Here is a 16513-nt window from a genome sequence, read left to right on the forward strand (position 1 = left end):
CTGCGGGTTACGGTGGACTTCGGGGAAACGGGGATGGCGTGCAGGATGGCATGCAGGGCAGGAGACCGGTGAGCGCGGCAGCGGTCCTCGGCTGGCTGGCGCTCTCGGCGCTGGCGCCCGGGGCCGCCCATCTGCGCGCCGGCCGGCGCCGGACCGGCCTGATCCTGCTCTCGTGCTACGTCGCCGGGCTGTTTGCACTGCTGGCGGTGGCGCTGACGACCGACAACCTGCTGGGTTCGCTGACCCAGGACTCGTGGCTGACCGCGATCGTCGTCGGGGCCGTGTCGCTGGGCGTCGCCTGGTTCGTCGTGATCGTGCACTCCTTCGTGGTGCTGCGTCCCGGACGGCTGCCGCAGAGCGGCCAGATCCTGGCCGGCACGCTGGCCGGGCTGCTCGCCGTCGTGGTGGTGGTGCCGTTCGGGGTTGTCGCGAACAACGTGTGGACCTACCAGAAGACCCTCGGCGACATCTTCACCGGCCCCGAGCCGGTCGAGTCCCCCGTCCAGGCCGGGCAGAAGCCGCCGGAGGACCCGTGGACCGGGCGGGAGCGGGTCAACCTCCTGCTCCTCGGCGGCGACGCCGACGACAACCGCACCGGCGTGCGCACCGACAGCATGAACGTGGCCAGCATCGACGTGAAGTCCGGCAACACCGTGCTGGTCAGCCTGCCGCGCAACCTGGAGAACGTGCGCTTCCGCCCCGGCACGCCCATGGCCCAGCGGTTCCCCGGCGGCTTCCGCCTGCCGGCCGACCCCGGCGGCGGCCGCAGCGACCTGCTCAACAGCGTCTGGGAGTACGCCGACGCCCACCCGGAGATCTTCGGCGGCCGCCGGCACCAGGGCCCGCAGGTGCTCATGGAGACCATCGGCTACACCCTCGGCCTGGAGATCGACTGGTACGCCCTGGTCAACATGTGGGGCTTCGCCCGTCTCATCGACGCCATCGGCGGCATCACCATCACCGTCGAGCAGGACGTCGTGTTCGGCAAGTACAACGAGGGCCTGGTCAAGGCCGGCACCAGGAAGCTCAAGGGCGCCGACGCGATGTGGTACGCCCGCTCGCGCACGTTCAGCGACGACTACACCAGGATGCGGCGGCAGCGCTGCGTGCTCGGCGCGCTGCTGGGCCAGGCCGACCCGGCGACCGTGCTGGCCCGGTTCAACCGGATCGCGCTGGCCGCCAAGGAGCTGATCAGGACCGACATCCCGCGCTCGATGCTGACGAACCTGGTGCCGCTGGCGCTCAAGGTCAAGAACGCGAAGGTGACGAGCCTGCAGTTCGTGCCGCCGCTGATCAGCACCGGTTACCCCGACTGGGACAAGATCCGCGAGCTGACCGCCAAGGCCGTCCGCGACTCGACCGCGGCCACGTCCGCCGTCGCGGCCTCGGCGACCCCGTCGGCGTCGGACGGCACGTCCTCCCCCAAGCCCGGCAAGTCCGCCGAACCGGGGAAGTCCGGGCCGCCGACGAAGGGGCTCACCGAGGGGTGCGGGGCGGGCTGAGTCCGCGCGAGACGCTCCGGAGCCCCGGTCACCGATGGCATCCTGGACGGACCGGCAAATCTGGAGGAGATTCGCGATGTCCCACCCCCTCGGCACGTCACCCGCCATCCGGCACACCCCTCTCGACGCCGACGAGAGAGCGCGGGCCGAGGCCGGCTTCGTCCCCCTGGTGGCCCAGCAGCTCGCCGAGAACGGGCGGTTCAGGGTGAGCGCCGACACCCCGGAGCTGGTGGAGGTGTTCCAGGGGGTCGCCCGCAAGGTGGGCGAGCTGCTCGGGCGGCCCGTGGTCAGCTACTCCAACGGCCGGTACATGGTGATCACCTTCGGTCAGGGCTCAACGGGCGGCTGAGGCCGGAAGGCGTTCCAGGAGGGCGCGCAGGATCCGGTGGGGGTGCGTCCACAGCAGGGCGCCGCCGACGCCGGGCACGACGTGCCGCACGGCTCCCGGGATGCGGGCGGTCAGCCCCTCCCCCTGGTCGGGCGAGTGGGTGGCGTCATGCTCGCCGTACCAGACGTCGACCGGCACCGTGATCGACGACAGGTCGATGCCCCAGCGGCCCATCGCCAGGACGGTGTCGCGGGCGTAACCGGCCGGCCCCTGCGCGAACGCCTCCCCCAGCGCCTCGCGGTACCCGTCGGCGAACTCCGGGCCCTGGTAGACGGCCAGGTCGCAGGCGGGGCTGCCGCCCATCACCAGGTCCCACATGGCCTGCGGGGTGAAGCCCGCGAAGACCTGCTCGGCGGCCTGCGGGTCGTGCGTGGACAGCTCCGTCAGCCGCCGCAGCTCGTCGGGCAGCGCGTCGGCGAAGCGCGGGGCGGCCACCTCGTCGGCGGCGGAGACCAGGGCCAGCGCGCCGACCACGCCGGCGGCGGCGCAGGCCAGCGCGAACGGCGCGCCCTGCGAGTTGCCGACCATGGCGGGACGCCCGAGGCCCAGACGCCCGGCGAAGACCTCCACGTCGGCGGCGAAGTCCGCGAACGTGCGGCCCGGCGCGGGGGTGGAGGCGCCCAGTCCGGGCCGGTCGAGGGAGATCAGGCGCACGCCGAGGTCGCCGGGCGCCGCCGCGCCCATGCCGAGCCGGCGGCTCGTGGCGGCCCCCGGGGAGAGCAGGACCGGCGTCCCGTCCGCCGGCCCCCATTCGGCCCAGCCCAGAAGCCGGCCGCCGGGCAGCCGTTCCGCGCCGGTGCGGGCAGGGCGTTCGATCAACGTGGTCATGCGCCCATCATCGCGTGAGCACCTCGGGGGGCATCCACCGGTTTTCCGGGCGCGCCGGAGCCGCCGACGGGTGAATCCGCAGGTCATCCGGCACACTTGGCTTGTGCTCATCGATCTGGTCCCGCCCTTTGAAGGGCGTCACTGCGAGACGACCACCGCCGGCACCCTGCTGCGGCACGCGGGCGTGGAGTTGTCTGAGTCGATGCTGTTCGGGCTGGGCGAGGGGCTGAGCTTCGTCTACTGGGACAGCGGCTCGCTGGACGTCCCGCTGATCGGCGGCCGGGTCAAGCCGCACGCGATCACCGAGAAGCTGGCCTCGGCGCTCGGGTTCACGTTGGACACGCAGGAGACGTCCTCCCCCATCACGGCCTGGTCGAACGTACGCCGCCACCTCGACGAGGGCACCCCCGTCGGGCTCCGGCTCGACTGCTACCACCTCGACTACATCAGGACGCCCTACCACTTCGGCGGCCACTACGTCGCGATGGTCGGCTACGACGAGGGCCACGCCCACCTCGTTGACACCGCCCAGCAGGGCACGCGCAACCGGGTGCCGCTCGACTCGCTCGAACGCGCCCGCGCGGCGACCGGGCCGATGACGGCGCACAACCTGTCGTACACGGTGGGGCCGTGCGCCGAGCCCGACCTGCCGTACGCCATCAAGGAGGCCGTCCGGTCCACCGCCGCCGCCTTCCTCAACCCGGCGATGAGGAACGTCGGCTACCGGGGCATCGAGCAGGCCGCCGCGCTCGTCCCCACCTGGCTGGAACGCGGGCCGACCGCGCAGCTCACGCGTACGGCCAACCTCATGGAGCGGGGCGGCACCGGCGGCGCGTTCTTCCGCAACCTCTACACCGAGTTCCTGGCCGAGGCCCAGACGATCGCGCCCGGCAAGGCCCTGGAGACGGCCTGCCAGGCGTACATGGCGCTGGCGCCCAAGTGGAGCCAGGTGGCGGACCTGCTGGCCCAGTCCGGGGAGACGGGCCGGCAGCAGCCGCTCGACGAGGCCGGGTCGCTGCTGTACGACCTGGCCGAACGCGAGCGGCTGGCGATGGAGACGCTGTACGAGGTGTCCTGAGCTTCCCGCCGGACGCTCAGGACGCGGGTCAGCGGGGGCGGCGGAAGGTGGCGCGCCAGCGGTGGCGACCGCCGTCGCGCAGGTCCTCGATCCGCTCCGCCGTCAGCCCGCCGGTCGCGAACGCCGCGATCTCCGAAGGCGTCAGCGGCCACGGCGGGCCGCCGACCGGGCCGCCGTGCTCGCGGCCCGACGCGATCACCAGCAGCGTGCCCCCGGGACGGACGAACGCGGCGACGCTCTCGGTGGCGGGGGCGTGCAGCGCCTCGGGCAGGGCCTGCACCGTCATGATCTCCACGACCAGGTCGAAGGCGTGCCGCCAGGCGGCGGGCGGGTCGAGCAGGTCGGCGGTGACGTACTCGACGGCACTGTCCGGGAAACGCTCGCGGGCCAGGCGCACGGCCGACTCGCTGACGTCGAAGGCGACCGTCGCGTAACCGAGGGCGGCCACGTGCTCGGCGTCGTCGCCCAGGCCCGCGCCCACCACGAGCGCCCGCCCGTCGCCGGGCTTCCGGTCGGCGGCCCACTCCACGAGCAGGAAGTGCGGGGTACGCGTGTCCCACGGCACGATCGCGTCGCCGGTCGCCGACTCGGCGTAGAGGCGCTCGAACCAGCCGGTCGGATCGCCGTCCGCGAGCGACCGGGCGGCCAGCCGCCGGGCGTCGGCGTCGGGGTCGAGGTCGGAGTCGGCGGCGGGGTCAGGGGCGGTCATGCGTGGAACGACTCCTTGGCGAGGCGGCTCAGGCGGCTCTCGTCGATCGTGTGGCCCAGGCCGGGCTGGGTGAGCGGGACGGCGATGACGCCCGCGTTCGCGCCGACCAGCGGCGTGACGATCTGGTTCTGCTTGGGCGGCTGGGTGACGTCGCACGGCAGCGTGCAGCCCGGCAGGCTCGCGACCGCCACCGTGGCCGCCCTGGCCAGGCCCGCTCCCTGACCGCCCGTGCACTGGATGTCCCAGCCCGCGGCGGCGGCGCGGTCGTGCGCCCGGCGGGCCTCCGAGAGCGACGGGAAGGCGGTGGGCCGCAGCAGGAGGACCCTGGCGGCGCGCAGGGTCAGGTAGTCGTCCAGCTCCGCGGTCGAGCGCACCTCGACGGCGACCGAGGCGGACACGTCGTCCTGCAGCGCGGCGTGCGCGTGGACGTCGCCGAGCGGGAAGGGCCGCTCGATGACCTCAAGGCCGTAGGAGTCGAGGGCGACGAGCTGGCCGAGGTCGGAGTAGGCGTTGCCGCCGTCGACGGCCAGGGTCAGCGCGGGGTAGGCCTGCCGCACCGCGCGTACGGGCTCGACGTCCCAGCCGGGCCTGATGTCGAGGGTGACGTGCCCGTAACCGGCGCAGACCTGCTGGTTGACACGGGCGACCAGGCTCTCGACGGACGGGTCGGGCGCCAGCCGCACGGTGGCCATCACCGAGGTTCGGGTGCCGCCGATGGCGTGCGCGAGCGGCACGCCGCGCATCCTGGTCCACAGGTCCCAGCAGGCCATGTCGACGGCCGGGTCGCCGCTCGGCACGGCGTCGGGGTGCTCCCAGTCGACGCCGATCAGCAGCGCGGCCAGTGACTCCTCCAGCCGCGACCAGGCTTTGGGCTCGGGTGAGACGGCCTCGCCCCAGCCGGTCATGCCGCCGTGGTCGGTGAGCTTGACGAGCAGGCTCTCCGTCCTCGCGCCGTACGGCAGGACCAGCCGGAAGACCTCCAGCTCCCGCACTCGCGGCATGAGAACCCCCCTTTAGCCATGACGAGAGAGTCGTCGCGCCTGGTGAAGGCCGTCCACGCCGATGCGTTTGGCAGCGTTCTCAGCACTTTGACGTTCTCATCACTATGACGCGGTCCCTTCCATAGTGCCTGCCTTGGCGGACTGCACAAAACGGGGGGCCAGCACGAAGGCCAGGACGGCGAGCACGACGGTGAATCCGAGCCCCACTGCGTAGTTCTCGCCGGTGGCGGTGAACAGGGCGCCGCTGACCGCGACGGCGACCACGGTGAACACCGACTCACCGACGCCCACGGCCGCGCTGTTCTGCCCCTCCTCGCCCTCCTTGGACATCTCCAGCACCAGCACGGACACCGTGGGGTGCAGCGCGCCGATGCCGAGGCCGGAGATGGCCATGGCGACGTAGGCGACCGCGATGGGCAGGGAGTCGACGAGCACGAGCGACACCAGCGTGATGCCGACGGCGATCATCGCGGCGCCGCCGCGGATGGCGGTCATGTGGCTGATCGTGCCGCGGCCCTTGATCCAGGAGCCGGTGGACCAGCCGAGTGCGCCGACCGTGAGGACGACGCCCGCGCCGGTGGCGGTCAGGCCGCGCTCGTGGATCAGCATGAGCGGGATGAGCACCTCGGCTGCCATGAGCGAGCCGTAGGCCAGGCCGCGCAGCACGGGAGCGGTCGGCAGGCCGCGGGCGGCGCGCAGCGAGCCGGGCAGCAGCAGCTTGGGCAGGGCCACGATCAGCAGCACGATGCCGGCCACGAGCAGCGGCAGGCCGGCCAGCTCCAGGGCGCTGCCGTACTGGATGAGGGCGGCGGCGACGGCGGTCAGCATGGCCCAGACGAGCTTGCGGCCGAGGCCGGGGGCGGGTTCGGCGGAGCCGCGCTCGGCCGAACGGCCGGCGGTGCCGCGCCACAACAGCAGGGCCGAGGGGATGACCAGGGCGGAGACGCCGAGGAAGATCCACCGCCAGCTCACGTTCTCCACGACGAACCCGGCGATGGCCGGGCCGATCATGGAGGGCACCACCCAGGCGGCCGAGAACAAGGCGAACACCTTGGGATGCATGGCCCCCGGGAAGACCCGGGCGACCAGCACGTACAGGGAGACCTGGATCAACCCGGCGCCGAGCCCCTGCACGAAACGGCCCGCGACCAGCACCTCCATCGTCGGTGCGAACCCGGCCACCAGGAGCCCGGCCACGAAGGTGGCCACGCCGACGGCGATCGGCTGCACCGGCCCCCGCACGTCGCTCCACCGGCCGCCGAGCACGGTCGCGATCACGCTGGCCGCCAGAGTGGCGCTGAAGGCCAGGTTGTACAGGGCCATGCCGCCCAGGTCGCCGGCCACGATGGGCATCGCGGTCGCCACCGCCATCGCCTCGAAGGCCACCAGCATGACGAGCGCGACCAGGCCGACGCTGAGCGCCCGGTACTGCGCGGACAGCACGCCGGCCGGGGCCGGGGCGACGTCTTCGATCGGTTCAACAGTCGTTGTCATGACCGTAAAAGTAGGGGGAACCGCGCGTCGGCACATCGGGCGCGGGGCCTAGGCAATTGGGCCTAAGGCATGCGGGACTCGATGCCGTCGAGGAGCAGTTCGAGGCCGTAGCGGAAACGTTCCTCGCCGTCGGCGGCGATCAGGTCGTCGATGTGCTCGACCAGGTACGGGAAGCGGTCGCGCGGCAGGGCGCGGTAGTAGTCGGCGATCTGGGTCGCGAACGCGGTGAAGTACTCCTCCGGCGTGGACATGTCCGAGGCGCGCAGCCGGCTGATGTGCACCGAGCCCTCGTAGGCGTCGCCGATGAGGTAGAGGGACAGGCGGTCGAGGCACAGGGCGGCCTCGCGCGGCGGCATCCCGGCCTCCACCATCAGCCCGTACACGAACTCGCCGGTGCGCAGCGAGTTCTCGCCCGTGGGGATGTTCGCCAGGGCCGCCCTGGCGACCTCGGCGTGCTTGTTCAGCACCCGGTAGACCTCCAGCGCGTACGCCCTGAGCTGGTCCTTCCACCGGCCGGGGTCGCGCTCGGGCAGCCGGATCTCGCCGAGGACGCGGTCGTAGACGAGTTCGAGCAGCTCCTCCTTGTTCGCGACGTGCGCGTACAAGGAGGCGGGGCCGGTGTCGAGCTCCTGGGCGACGCGTCTCATGCTCAGCGCGTCGAGCCCTTCGGCGTCGAGGACGCGCAGCCCGGTCTCGACGATGAGGTCCTGGCTGAGCTGCCGCCTGATCGGCGCGGGCTTGCGGGACTTGCGCCACGGCGGCACCGGCACGGCTTCTTCCTTGCTCCCCATGGCGAACACTGTACTTGACACGAACGCTGTTCGCTACTAAAACGGTGTTCGTAACGAACAGTGTTCGTATCAAGAACAGCGTTCTTAAGGAGTTCCCCCGATGACAGTGACCAACTCGGCGCAGGCCACGGAGGCCGTCGCGCCCTACCGGTGGCGCTGGGCCGCCCTTTTCGTGATCCTCGCCGCCGAGGTGATGGACCTGCTCGACGCGTTGATCACCACGATCGCCGCCCCCACCATCCGCGCCGACCTGGGCGGCAGCGACAGCCTCGTGCAGTGGCTCGGCGCCGGCTACACGCTGGCCATGGCCGTCGGCCTGGTCACCGGCGGGCGGCTCGGTGACCTGTTCGGCCGCAAGCGCATGTTCCTCATCGGCGCCTTCGGCTTCACCGCCGCCTCGCTGCTGTGCGGCGTGGCGGGCAGCCCCGAGATGCTGATCGCCAGCCGGGTGCTGCAGGGCCTGTTCGGCGCCGTGATGTTGCCCCAGGGCCTCGGCCTGATCAAGGAGATGTTCCCGCCGCAGGAGATGGGCAAGGCGTTCGGCATGTTCGGGCCCGTCATGACGATCTCGTCGGTCGGCGGCCCCGTGCTGGCCGGCTGGCTGGTCGACGCCGACTTCTTCGGCACCGGCTGGCGCATGATCTTCCTGATCAACCTGCCGCTCGGCCTGGCCGCCGCGCTGGCCGGCATCCGCTTCCTGCCCGAGTACCGCCTCTCGAACGCCACCAGGCTCGACCTGGTCGGCGTCGGCCTGGTCTCGGTCGCCGGATTCCTGCTGATCTACCCGCTGATCCAGGGCCGCGAGCTCGGCTGGCCCGCCTGGACGTTCGTCTCGATGGCCGCCTCGCTGGTCGTCTTCGCCCTGTTCGGCAGGTACGAGTCGCGCCGCGCCGCCTCCGGCAAGGACCCGCTGGTCACCCCCAGCCTCTTCCGCAAGCGGGCCTTCTCCGGCGGCCTGGTGGCCGGCCTGGCGTTCTTCTCCGGCATGATCGGCCTCAGCCTGGTCTTCAGCATCTACATGCAGGCCGGCCTGCACTTCAGCCCGCTCAAGGCCGGCCTGGCCAGCCTTCCCCAGGCGGTCGGCGGCGTGATCGGCTTCGGCCTGGCCATGTCCGGGCTCCAGGAGAAGCTGGGCCGCGGCCTGCTGCAGATCGGCGTGGTCGTCATGGCCGCCGGCGCGGCCGTGCTCGGGGTGACCATCCACCTGGCCGGCACCGACGTCGGCGTCTGGCAGCTCGCCCCCGGGCTGGCGCTGGTCGGCATCGGCATGGGCCTGACCATGGCGCCGTTCTTCGACATCGTGCTGGCCGGGGTCGAGCCGCACGAGTCGGGGTCGGCCTCGGGCACGATGACCGCCGTCCAGCAGCTCGGCGGCGCGCTCGGCACCGCCGTCCTCGGCACGCTCTTCTTCAACCTGCTCAAGGATCAGTGGAGCTTCGGCTCGGCCATGCAGGTGACCGTCTGGGTCGAGATCGGGCTGCTGGCGATCACCTTCGCCCTGTCGTTCCTCATGCCGCGCAAGGCCCGCCCCGAACAGGCCGGCCACTGAGCGCTGACCCGGCCGCGGCTCCCCTGCGGGGGTGGAGCCGCGGCCTCGGCCTTTCTCAGCCGCCGGCGTGACGCTCGGCCCACCGGGTGAGGTCGCGGCGTTCGACGGCGGCGGCCATCAGGTCGGGGAAGGCGTCGGGGGTGCAGGCGAAGGCGGGCACGCCCATCGCGGCCAGCGCGGCGGCGTTCTCGTGGTCGTAGAAGGGCGCGCCCTCGTCGGAGAGCGCGAGCAGCACGATCACCTGCACGCCGGCCTGCGTCATCGCCGCCACCCGGCGCAGCATCTCCTCGCGCACACCGCCCTCGTACAGGTCGCTGATCAGGACGAAGATCGAGTCGGCCGGACGGGTGATGAGCCCCTGGGAGTAGGCGATGGCCCTGTTGATGTCGGTGCCGCCGCCGAGCTGGGTGCCGAACAGCAGCTCGACCGGGTCGTGCAACTGCTCGGTCAGGTCGACCACCGCCGTGTCGAACACCACGAGCGACGTCTTCAGCGACCGCATCGAGGCCAGGACCGCCCCGAACACGCTCGAATACACCACCGAGGCCGCCATCGAACCGCTCTGGTCGATGCAGAGCACCACCTCGCGCTGCACCGACCGCTGCCTGCGCGCGTAGCCGACCAGCCGCGACGGGACGACCGTGTTCCGCTCCGGCAGGTAGTTCTTGAGGTTCGCCCGGATCGTGCGGTCCCAGTCGATGTCGGCCACCCGCTTGGGCCGGTGCGTACGCGCGGAACGGTCGAGCGCGCCCGTCACCGCCGCCCGCGTACGGTCGGCGAGGCGGCGTTCGAGCTCCTGGACCACCTTGCGCACCACGGCCCTGGCCGACTCGCGGGCCTGGGCGGGCATGACCCGGTTGAGCGCGAGCAGCGTGCCGACCAGGTGCACGTCGGGCTCGACGGCCTCCAGCATCTCCGGTTCGAGCAGCAGCCTGGTGAGGTTCAGCCGCTCGATCGCGTCCTTCTGCATGACCTGGACGACCGTGGACGGGAAGTACGTCCGGATGTCGCCCAGCCAGCGGGCCACCCGCGGCGCGGACGCCCCGAGGCCGCCCTCGCGACGGCTCTGCCCCTCGCGGCCGTCCTGGTCGTAGACGGCGGCCAGGGCCGCGTCCATCTGCGCGTCGGCACCCTCCAGGGCGCGGCCGGTGCCGTCGGCGTCGCCGCCCCCGAGCACCAGCCGCCACCTGCGCATGCGCTCATCCACGGTCTCTCCCGATGATCGCCAGCACGGTCGCCACGGCTCCCGCCGCGCGCCGCTCGTCCACGTCCGGCTCCGCGCCGCCGGGGTCGCCCGTGCGGCCCGCCGCGCTCACCCGCTCGCCGACGGCCCGCCGCTCCGGCGCGGCGAACCCGCCGAACGTGCGGCGCAGCAGCGGCAGCACGTCGGTGAACTGGTCGGCGGGCAGCGCGGTCAGCCAGGCGTCGACCAGGCCCAGCAGGCGCGGGTCGTGCACCAGGAGCAGGCCGCCACCGGACAGGAAGCCCTCGACCCAGGCCGCCGCCCTGACCGGGGTCTGGCCCCGGGACATGGCCCTGGACATGCGGTCGCCCGCGTCGTCGAGCTCGCCGCAGTCGAGCAGGAGGCGGGTGAGCCGGCCCTCGATGAGACCGTGCAGGTCAGGCCGGTCGGCGATGCCCCGCAACGTGCCCAGCCACCGCCCGCCCGGCGACGCCCCCTCACCGGCCGCGTCATCAGCGGCCTCGGCGGCAGGTTCGGTGAGGAGGGCGACGGCGGCGTGGACGGCGTCGACGTGCTTCAGCAGCCCGGCCGCCGCGTCGTCGTCGAGCGCGGTGACCGCCACCGGCAGCCCGACGCAGATCCGGTCGAGCATCGAGCGCACGATCACCGCCAGCCCTTCGGCCGAGGTGCCGCGCACGTCGCCGTAGCGGTGGGCGCGCACCATCGCGGGCAGCGCCGCCATCAGGTGCGTGACGTCGGTGTCCAGCGCCGCCTTGGCCGACAGCGCGGCGAGCACGCCGGGCAGCGCCTTCGGCAGGTCGGCCAGCAGGCACAGCTCCACCAGCGCGGTCAGGTCGGCGAGCGCCGCCGACGTAGCCCCGGCCAGGTCGCGGGCCCGCTGCGCGGCCGCGGCGGCGACGGTGGTGCCGAGGGCGGCGTGCTCGATGAGCGCGAGGTCGTGCTCGGGCCGCCACTGCAGCGTCCACGACTCCCTGAACGTGCCCTTGCCGCGCGCCTGGCCCGGCGTGCCCCAGCCCACCTCCAGCATCCGCAGCCGGTGCAGCAGGTGGCTGCGCTCCAGGTCGAGCGGCTTGCGCAGGTCGAGGTCGAGCTCCCGGTCGAGGGCCTCGGGCCGGAGCTTGAGCCGCCGCCGCTGCTCGCGCAGGTCGCGCTGGAGCGGGACCATCGGGGTGCCGTCGGTGACGTGGCCCAGCCGGTCGCCGACGACCATGCGCCGCTGGATCAGCTCGACGGCCAGGTCGTCGCCCTCGCACAGCACCGCCCGGGCCGCCTCGGTGACCTCGCCCAGCCCGGCCAGCGGCCTGCCGCGCAGCCCCGCCAGGGTCGCGGCCAGGCGCACGGACTCGATGACGTGCGCGGACGAGACCGGCAGGCCCTCCTCGCGCAGCACGGCGGCGGCCTCGGTGAGCCAGCGCTCGACCGGCCGGTCGGGGGCGGCGAACAGGTGGTGGTACCAGCCCGGCGAGGTGATGCCCGCGCCGTAGCCGCTCCAGGAGGCCAGCCGTCCGTACGTCCACGGCACCCAGGTCAGCTCGGCCTTCACCTTCGGCATCCCGCGCAGCAGCGCGTTGTCGGCCGAGGCCGGGGGCAGCGGACCGGTCAGCGCGGGCACGTGCCAGGCGCCGCAGACCACCGCGATCGTGCCGAACCCCTCCTTGATCGCCGCGCGCAGCGTCCTGCGCATGTACGCCTCGCGCCTGGCCTCCCGGCCGGTCGGCTCGTGCCCCTCGCGCACGGCGGCCATGGCCTCGGCGATCGCCTCGAAGGGGGTGTCGCCGCGGTGCTCGACGACGTCCTCCCACCAGCGTTCGGGGTCGTCGTGCCCGGCGGCGGCCGCCAGCGCGCCGATGGGGTCGGTACGCAGCCCGTCGCCCCCCGCCTCGGCCTCCTCCTCGCCCTCGGCCTCGTCGGCCAGGGAGTGGGCGGCGGGCAGGTCGCAGAAACGCACCGGGACGCCGGCGGCGACGCCGTACAGGATCGCCTGCCATTCGGGGGAGAACTCCGCGAACGGCCAGAACGCGGCCTTCGCCGGAGCGCCGGGCACGTGCGCGAGCAGCGCGATCGGCGGCTCCAGGTCGGGTGCGAGCGCCACGAGCGCGTCGGCCTCCGGCGGCCCCTCGACGAGGATCGCGTCGGGGCGCAGGCGTTCGAGCTCACGCCGGAGCGCGCGGGCCGAGCCGGGGCCGTGATGGCGCACGCCCAGGACGGACACGGTGCTCATGACACCTCGCGGCAGGCGCGGTAGAAGTCGCGCCAGTCGGGACGCTCGCGCACCACGGTCTCCAGGTACTCGCGCCACACCACCCGGTCGGAGACCGGTTCCTGCACCACCGCGCCCACGATCCCGGCCGCCACGTCGGACGGCCGCAGCACGCCGTCGCCGAAGTGGGCGGCCAGTGCGATGCCGCTGGTGAGCACCGAGATCGCCTCGGCCGTGGACAGGGTGCCGCTGGGCGACTTGACCTTGGTGCGGCCGTCCTCGGTGACGCCGGCGCGCAGCTCGCGGAAGACGGTCACCACGCGCCGGATCTCGGCCAGGCCGGTGGTGGTCTCCGGCAGCTCCAGCGCACGGCCCAGATCGGTGACGCGGCGGGCGACGATGTGCACCTCCTCCTCGGCGTCGGCGGGCACGGGGAGCACGACGGTGTTGAACCGGCGGCGCAGGGCGCTGGACAGCTCGTTGACGCCCCGGTCGCGGTCGTTGGCGGTGGCGATGACGTTGAAGCCGCGCTCGGCCTGCACCTCGCGGTTGAGCTCGGGGATCGGCAGCGTCTTCTCCGACAGGACGGTGATCAGCGCGTCCTGGACGTCGGAGGGCATGCGGGTCAGCTCCTCGACCCGGGCGACCCGCCCCTCGGCCATGGCCCGCATCACCGGCGAGTGGGTCAGCGCCTCGAACGACGGGCCCTCCGACAGCAGCCTGGCGTAGTTCCAGCCGTACCTGACGGCCTCCTCCGCGGTGCCCGCGGTGCCCTGGACGAGCAGCGTCGAGTCGCCGCTGACCGCGGCGGCCAGGTGCTCCGACAGCCACGTCTTGGCCGTGCCTGGCACGCCGAGCAGCAGCAGCGCGCGGTCGGTCGCGAGCGTGGCCACGGCGACCTCGACGATGCGGCGGGCGCCGACGTATTTGGGGGTGACGCGGTCGCCGTCGCCCAGGACGTACCGGGTCACCGCCCAGGGCGACAGCTTCCAGCCGGGGGGCCGGGGACGGTCGTCGTCCTTGGCCAGGTAGGCCAGCTCCTCGGCGTACTGGTCTTCGGCGTGGGGACGCAGGACGGTCATGCGAGCTCCTTGTACATGTCGGCACGGAAACGCAGGAGGGCGGCGACCTGCTGGATCGGCGCCACCGGCGAGTAGCTCTCGGCCAGCGGGAACAGGGCGGGGTCGATGTGCTCGCCCGCCAGCTTGACCAGCTCGCCGAGGTTCCACGGCTGGACGGCCGCCACCTTGACGATCTTGTGGAGGACGGCCGTCGCCAGCCCCTCCCCCCACTGGGACGAGACGCCGCCGAGAACCATGATCAACTGGCTGTCCAGGTCGTGCTCGACGACGAAGCCGGCGGCGAGCTCCTGCTGCTCGCCCGGCGGGAGCGCTTCGAGCAGGTCGGCGATCGGGTCCCAGCCGAACATCGCGCGCGCCCACTCCGGGTCCTTCTGCAGCACCGCGGCCCGCACCCAGGCGGCCTTCACCTCGGCGTCCCAGTCGGGGACGCGCATCGTGAGCAGCTCGGACGGCGGCCGGCCCCAGACGCCCAGCGGGGCGCGGGCCAGGATCTGCTGCAACCACCAGGCCCGCTCGCCGATGCCGCGCGGCGGCTTGGGACGCACGCCGTCGCGTTCCATCGCCCGGTCGCACTCCAGGGGCGCCTCGACGGCGATGGTCGAGCCGGAGATCGACACGCAGGCCCGCGCCCGCTCGGCCATGCGCCTGGACAGGCGGGAGCCGGGCAGCCGGGTCAGCAGGTTGGCGGCGGCCTGGCGGACCTCGCGGCGGCGGTCGTCGAGCGCCGCTTCGAGGAACGGCTCGTCGCCCATGCCGAGCCCGTCGGCCAGCAGCTCGACGAACTCGGCCCGGTCGTCGGGCGTCTCCCGCTCCCACGTGCTCTCCAGCAGCTCCCTGGCCCCGGCGGGGTCGGCGGCGCGCAGGGCGCGCAGGTGGGCGCGGCGGTCGGCGGCGCCGCCCAGCTCCCACGTCTCGCCGGTGGGCTCCTCCAGCAGGTAGCCCCACGCCGGGTTGAGCCCGGCCAGCCAACGGCCGCGCTGCCCGGCCAGGACGCCCAGATGGGCCCGGATCGAGCGGTCGCGCCTGCCTCTTTCGAGCAGGTCGGGCAGCACGTCGCAGGGCACCCGGCGGCCGGTCGCGGCGGCCGCGGCCAGCCATTCGGGGAGCAGGCGGGCGTACTCGCCGCCCATGATGCGGACCAGCCGCTCGGCCGCGCGCCGGTCGACGGCGGGCAGTTCCTCGGCGGGGGCGGGCTCCGGCGGCGCGGACCCGACCGGGCGGCGGCCCGCGCGCCGCCGGGCCGTCTCGACGGCGGCGGCCGCCAGCAGGTCTCCTCCGTACGGCCTGCGGTCGGTGCCCACGAGGGCCGTGGAGGCCAGGTCGTCCCAGGTCACAGGATCACCGCCGTTCCTTCGTCGTCCCAGGTGGTGAGCGGGCGCAGGCCCTGCGGGGTCCATTCGGCGGCCAGCGTGACGGGGTGGCCGCCCGAGACGGCGATCAGCCGCCAGGGGTCACGGGCCCGGGGGTGCAACGGCAGCCCCCCGACCGACGCCCGGCCGGGGACGACGCCGGCCAGCACGACCGGCCACGACTCGGTCCAGGGATCCTCGGCCAGCACCCGCGCCACCTCGTCGAGCGCCTCGTCGGCCGACACCCCGACCCGCCCGGCGGCCCCGGCCGCGAGAGGCGTGGCGGGGTGGCGGGCGGCGACGAGGGCGCGCAGGGGGGCGGCGCCCGGGTAGAAGGCGAGGTCGGCGTCGATCGTGGTGCCCGTGACCAGGGAGGCGTCGAGCGGCTGGCCCTGAGGGGCGAAGGAGAGGATCAGCGCCGCCCGGCCGGTCGCCCGGCCCTTGAGCCAGACGCGGCGGGCGGTCAGCCGGTCGTGCTCGTCGTCGCGCCCGCCGAGCACGTGCCAGTGGTCGCGCACCGCCGGCCCGGCCAGCACCTCTTCCTTCGTGACGGGGAAACCGGTGCGGATCTGGACGGTCTGCGCCAGGGGCCCGGGGAGGTCGGCGCGGCGGCGGTAGGCGACGGCGAGGAGGTTGACCAGCGCGTACTCCTCCAGGAGCCGGCCGGGCCAGTCGTCCTCGGCGCGCACCTGGGTCAGCCGGGACACCAGGCCGGCGACGCCGGGGGCCTGGGCGTCGATGAGGCGCTTGGCCAGGCCGTCCCAGTCGTGCTCGGCGGAGGAGGCCAGGCCCTGGCGGATCTGGTCGGCCAGCCAGCGCTCCAGCTCCGCCAGCCCGGCCCCCACCCGCGCGTGCCGCACCGACTCCGCCCGCTCGGCCCGCTCCACCCGTTCCTTCCCTGCCGCCTCGCCATCGGCCACCCCGGCCGCATCGGCGCGGGACGCCTCGACGCGGGCCGCGGACCTGGCGGCGCGCTCGGCGCGGCCGTCGAGCCACTCGGTCACCCACTGCGGCGCGGCCTCCTCGGCGGGCACGCCGTCGGCCGACCACAGCAGCAGCAGGCCCAGCGCGTGCTTGCAGGGGAACTTGCGGCTGGGGCAGCTGCACCGGTAGGCGGGCTCGCTCAGGTCGACGCACGCCAGGTAGGGCTTGGACCCGCTGCCCTTGCACTCGCCGTAGAGGACGCTGCCCGTCGTGCCGCGCGAGGACCACTTGCCCGCCGCGGCCACCCCCTGGGCCGCCTTCTGGGAGGAGGCGTCGGGGGCGAGGGCGAGCACCTGATCACGGCTCCACCGTTCGATCACCTGCCGCAGACTAGCCAGGCCGACCGACAGTTCG

14 protein-coding genes are annotated in these 16513 nt (G+C 73.6%); 4 read left to right on the forward strand and 10 right to left on the reverse strand.

Features of this window, described 5'->3' with window-relative positions; all coding sequences use genetic code 11:
- The first annotated feature begins 68 nt into the window (after positions 1–68).
- Positions 69–1502, forward strand: a complete 1434-nt coding sequence (locus ABZ815_RS23560; protein WP_357701232.1) for an LCP family protein — start codon at positions 69–71, stop codon at positions 1500–1502.
- A 76-nt stretch (positions 1503–1578) separates the two neighbouring features.
- Entirely contained in the window at positions 1579–1851 is a 273-nt protein-coding gene (locus ABZ815_RS23565) for a hypothetical protein (RefSeq protein ID WP_357701234.1), read from the forward strand.
- Here the strand turns inward: ABZ815_RS23565 and ABZ815_RS23570 are convergent.
- Positions 1837–2718 (reverse strand): alpha/beta hydrolase, encoded by an 882-nt coding sequence (locus ABZ815_RS23570; RefSeq protein WP_357701236.1) that lies wholly within the window; start codon positions 2716–2718, stop codon positions 1837–1839. The two genes, ABZ815_RS23565 and ABZ815_RS23570, sit on opposite strands and share 15 nt — an antisense overlap.
- A gap of 103 nt (positions 2719–2821) precedes the next feature.
- Between ABZ815_RS23570 and ABZ815_RS23575 the strand changes: the two genes are divergently transcribed.
- On the forward strand, positions 2822–3796 hold the full coding sequence (locus ABZ815_RS23575) for a BtrH N-terminal domain-containing protein (RefSeq protein ID WP_357701237.1): 975 nt from the start codon (positions 2822–2824) through the stop codon (positions 3794–3796).
- A 28-nt stretch (positions 3797–3824) separates the two neighbouring features.
- Here ABZ815_RS23575 and ABZ815_RS23580 read toward each other — a convergent pair whose 3' ends face one another.
- From ABZ815_RS23580 to ABZ815_RS23595, 4 genes are all read right to left on the reverse strand, one after another.
- Positions 3825–4505 carry a class I SAM-dependent methyltransferase gene (locus ABZ815_RS23580; RefSeq protein WP_357701239.1) on the reverse strand — a complete coding sequence of 227 codons (681 nt, stop codon included), beginning with the start codon at positions 4503–4505 and terminating at the stop codon, positions 3825–3827.
- Complete coding sequence (locus ABZ815_RS23585) at positions 4502–5506, reverse strand: enolase C-terminal domain-like protein (protein ID WP_357701241.1); 1005 nt, start codon at positions 5504–5506, stop codon at positions 4502–4504. The genes ABZ815_RS23580 and ABZ815_RS23585 overlap by 4 nt, the downstream gene beginning before the upstream one ends.
- Before the next feature lie 102 nt (positions 5507–5608).
- Complete coding sequence (locus ABZ815_RS23590; RefSeq protein WP_357701243.1) at positions 5609–7000, reverse strand: MFS transporter; 1392 nt, start codon at positions 6998–7000, stop codon at positions 5609–5611.
- Positions 7001–7062: 62 nt separating this feature from the next.
- A complete protein-coding gene (locus ABZ815_RS23595) occupies positions 7063–7791 on the reverse strand; it encodes a TetR/AcrR family transcriptional regulator (protein ID WP_357701245.1) in 729 nt (242 codons plus the stop codon).
- Between the two features lie 100 nt (positions 7792–7891).
- Between ABZ815_RS23595 and ABZ815_RS23600 the strand changes: the two genes are divergently transcribed.
- Positions 7892–9340: an MFS transporter gene (locus ABZ815_RS23600; protein ID WP_357701247.1), complete on the forward strand. Its 1449-nt coding sequence runs from the start codon at positions 7892–7894 to the stop codon at positions 9338–9340.
- A 55-nt stretch (positions 9341–9395) separates the two neighbouring features.
- On the opposite strand, the gene ABZ815_RS23605 is transcribed toward ABZ815_RS23600, so the two are convergent.
- From ABZ815_RS23605 to ABZ815_RS23625, 5 genes are read right to left on the reverse strand one after another with little or no spacing between them, the layout of a single operon-like run.
- Complete coding sequence (locus ABZ815_RS23605) at positions 9396–10535, reverse strand: VWA domain-containing protein (protein WP_357701348.1); 1140 nt, start codon at positions 10533–10535, stop codon at positions 9396–9398.
- Positions 10536–10539: 4 nt separating this feature from the next.
- Positions 10540–12765: a DUF5682 family protein gene (locus tag ABZ815_RS23610; RefSeq protein WP_357701249.1), complete on the reverse strand. Its 2226-nt coding sequence runs from the start codon at positions 12763–12765 to the stop codon at positions 10540–10542.
- Positions 12762–13826: an AAA family ATPase gene (locus ABZ815_RS23615; RefSeq protein ID WP_357701251.1), complete on the reverse strand. Its 1065-nt coding sequence runs from the start codon at positions 13824–13826 to the stop codon at positions 12762–12764. The genes ABZ815_RS23610 and ABZ815_RS23615 overlap by 4 nt, the downstream gene beginning before the upstream one ends.
- A complete protein-coding gene (locus ABZ815_RS23620) occupies positions 13823–15160 on the reverse strand; it encodes a DUF5691 domain-containing protein (protein WP_357701253.1) in 1338 nt (445 codons plus the stop codon). Before ABZ815_RS23620 ends, ABZ815_RS23615 begins: the two co-directional genes overlap by 4 nt.
- On the reverse strand, positions 15157–16479 hold the full coding sequence (locus ABZ815_RS23625) for an SWIM zinc finger family protein (RefSeq protein WP_357701255.1): 1323 nt from the start codon (positions 16477–16479) through the stop codon (positions 15157–15159). The genes ABZ815_RS23620 and ABZ815_RS23625 overlap by 4 nt, the downstream gene beginning before the upstream one ends.
- Positions 16480–16513: the final 34 nt, after the last annotated feature.

It is taken from the genome of Nonomuraea sp. NPDC047529 (assembly GCF_040642995.1).
In the GTDB taxonomy this organism is placed as follows: domain Bacteria; phylum Actinomycetota; class Actinomycetes; order Streptosporangiales; family Streptosporangiaceae; genus Nonomuraea.

What these genes read in the sequence shown, in the direction of transcription:
- ABZ815_RS23605 (WP_357701348.1), bottom strand. Translation starts at nt 10,535, where the DNA reads ATGCGCAGGTGGCGGCTGGTGCTCGGGGGCGGCGACGCCGACGGCACC.
- ABZ815_RS23590 (WP_357701243.1), bottom strand. Translation starts at nt 7,000, where the DNA reads ATGACAACGACTGTTGAACCGATCGAAGACGTCGCCCCGGCCCCGGCC.
- ABZ815_RS23580 (WP_357701239.1), bottom strand. Translation starts at nt 4,505, where the DNA reads ATGACCGCCCCTGACCCCGCCGCCGACTCCGACCTCGACCCCGACGCC.
- ABZ815_RS23615 (WP_357701251.1), bottom strand. Translation starts at nt 13,826, where the DNA reads ATGACCGTCCTGCGTCCCCACGCCGAAGACCAGTACGCCGAGGAGCTG.
- ABZ815_RS23585 (WP_357701241.1), bottom strand. Translation starts at nt 5,506, where the DNA reads ATGCCGCGAGTGCGGGAGCTGGAGGTCTTCCGGCTGGTCCTGCCGTAC.
- ABZ815_RS23570 (WP_357701236.1), bottom strand. Translation starts at nt 2,718, where the DNA reads ATGACCACGTTGATCGAACGCCCTGCCCGCACCGGCGCGGAACGGCTG.
- ABZ815_RS23595 (WP_357701245.1), bottom strand. Translation starts at nt 7,791, where the DNA reads ATGGGGAGCAAGGAAGAAGCCGTGCCGGTGCCGCCGTGGCGCAAGTCC.
- ABZ815_RS23565 (WP_357701234.1), top strand. Translation starts at nt 1,579, where the DNA reads ATGTCCCACCCCCTCGGCACGTCACCCGCCATCCGGCACACCCCTCTC.
- ABZ815_RS23610 (WP_357701249.1), bottom strand. Translation starts at nt 12,765, where the DNA reads ATGAGCACCGTGTCCGTCCTGGGCGTGCGCCATCACGGCCCCGGCTCG.
- ABZ815_RS23600 (WP_357701247.1), top strand. Translation starts at nt 7,892, where the DNA reads ATGACAGTGACCAACTCGGCGCAGGCCACGGAGGCCGTCGCGCCCTAC.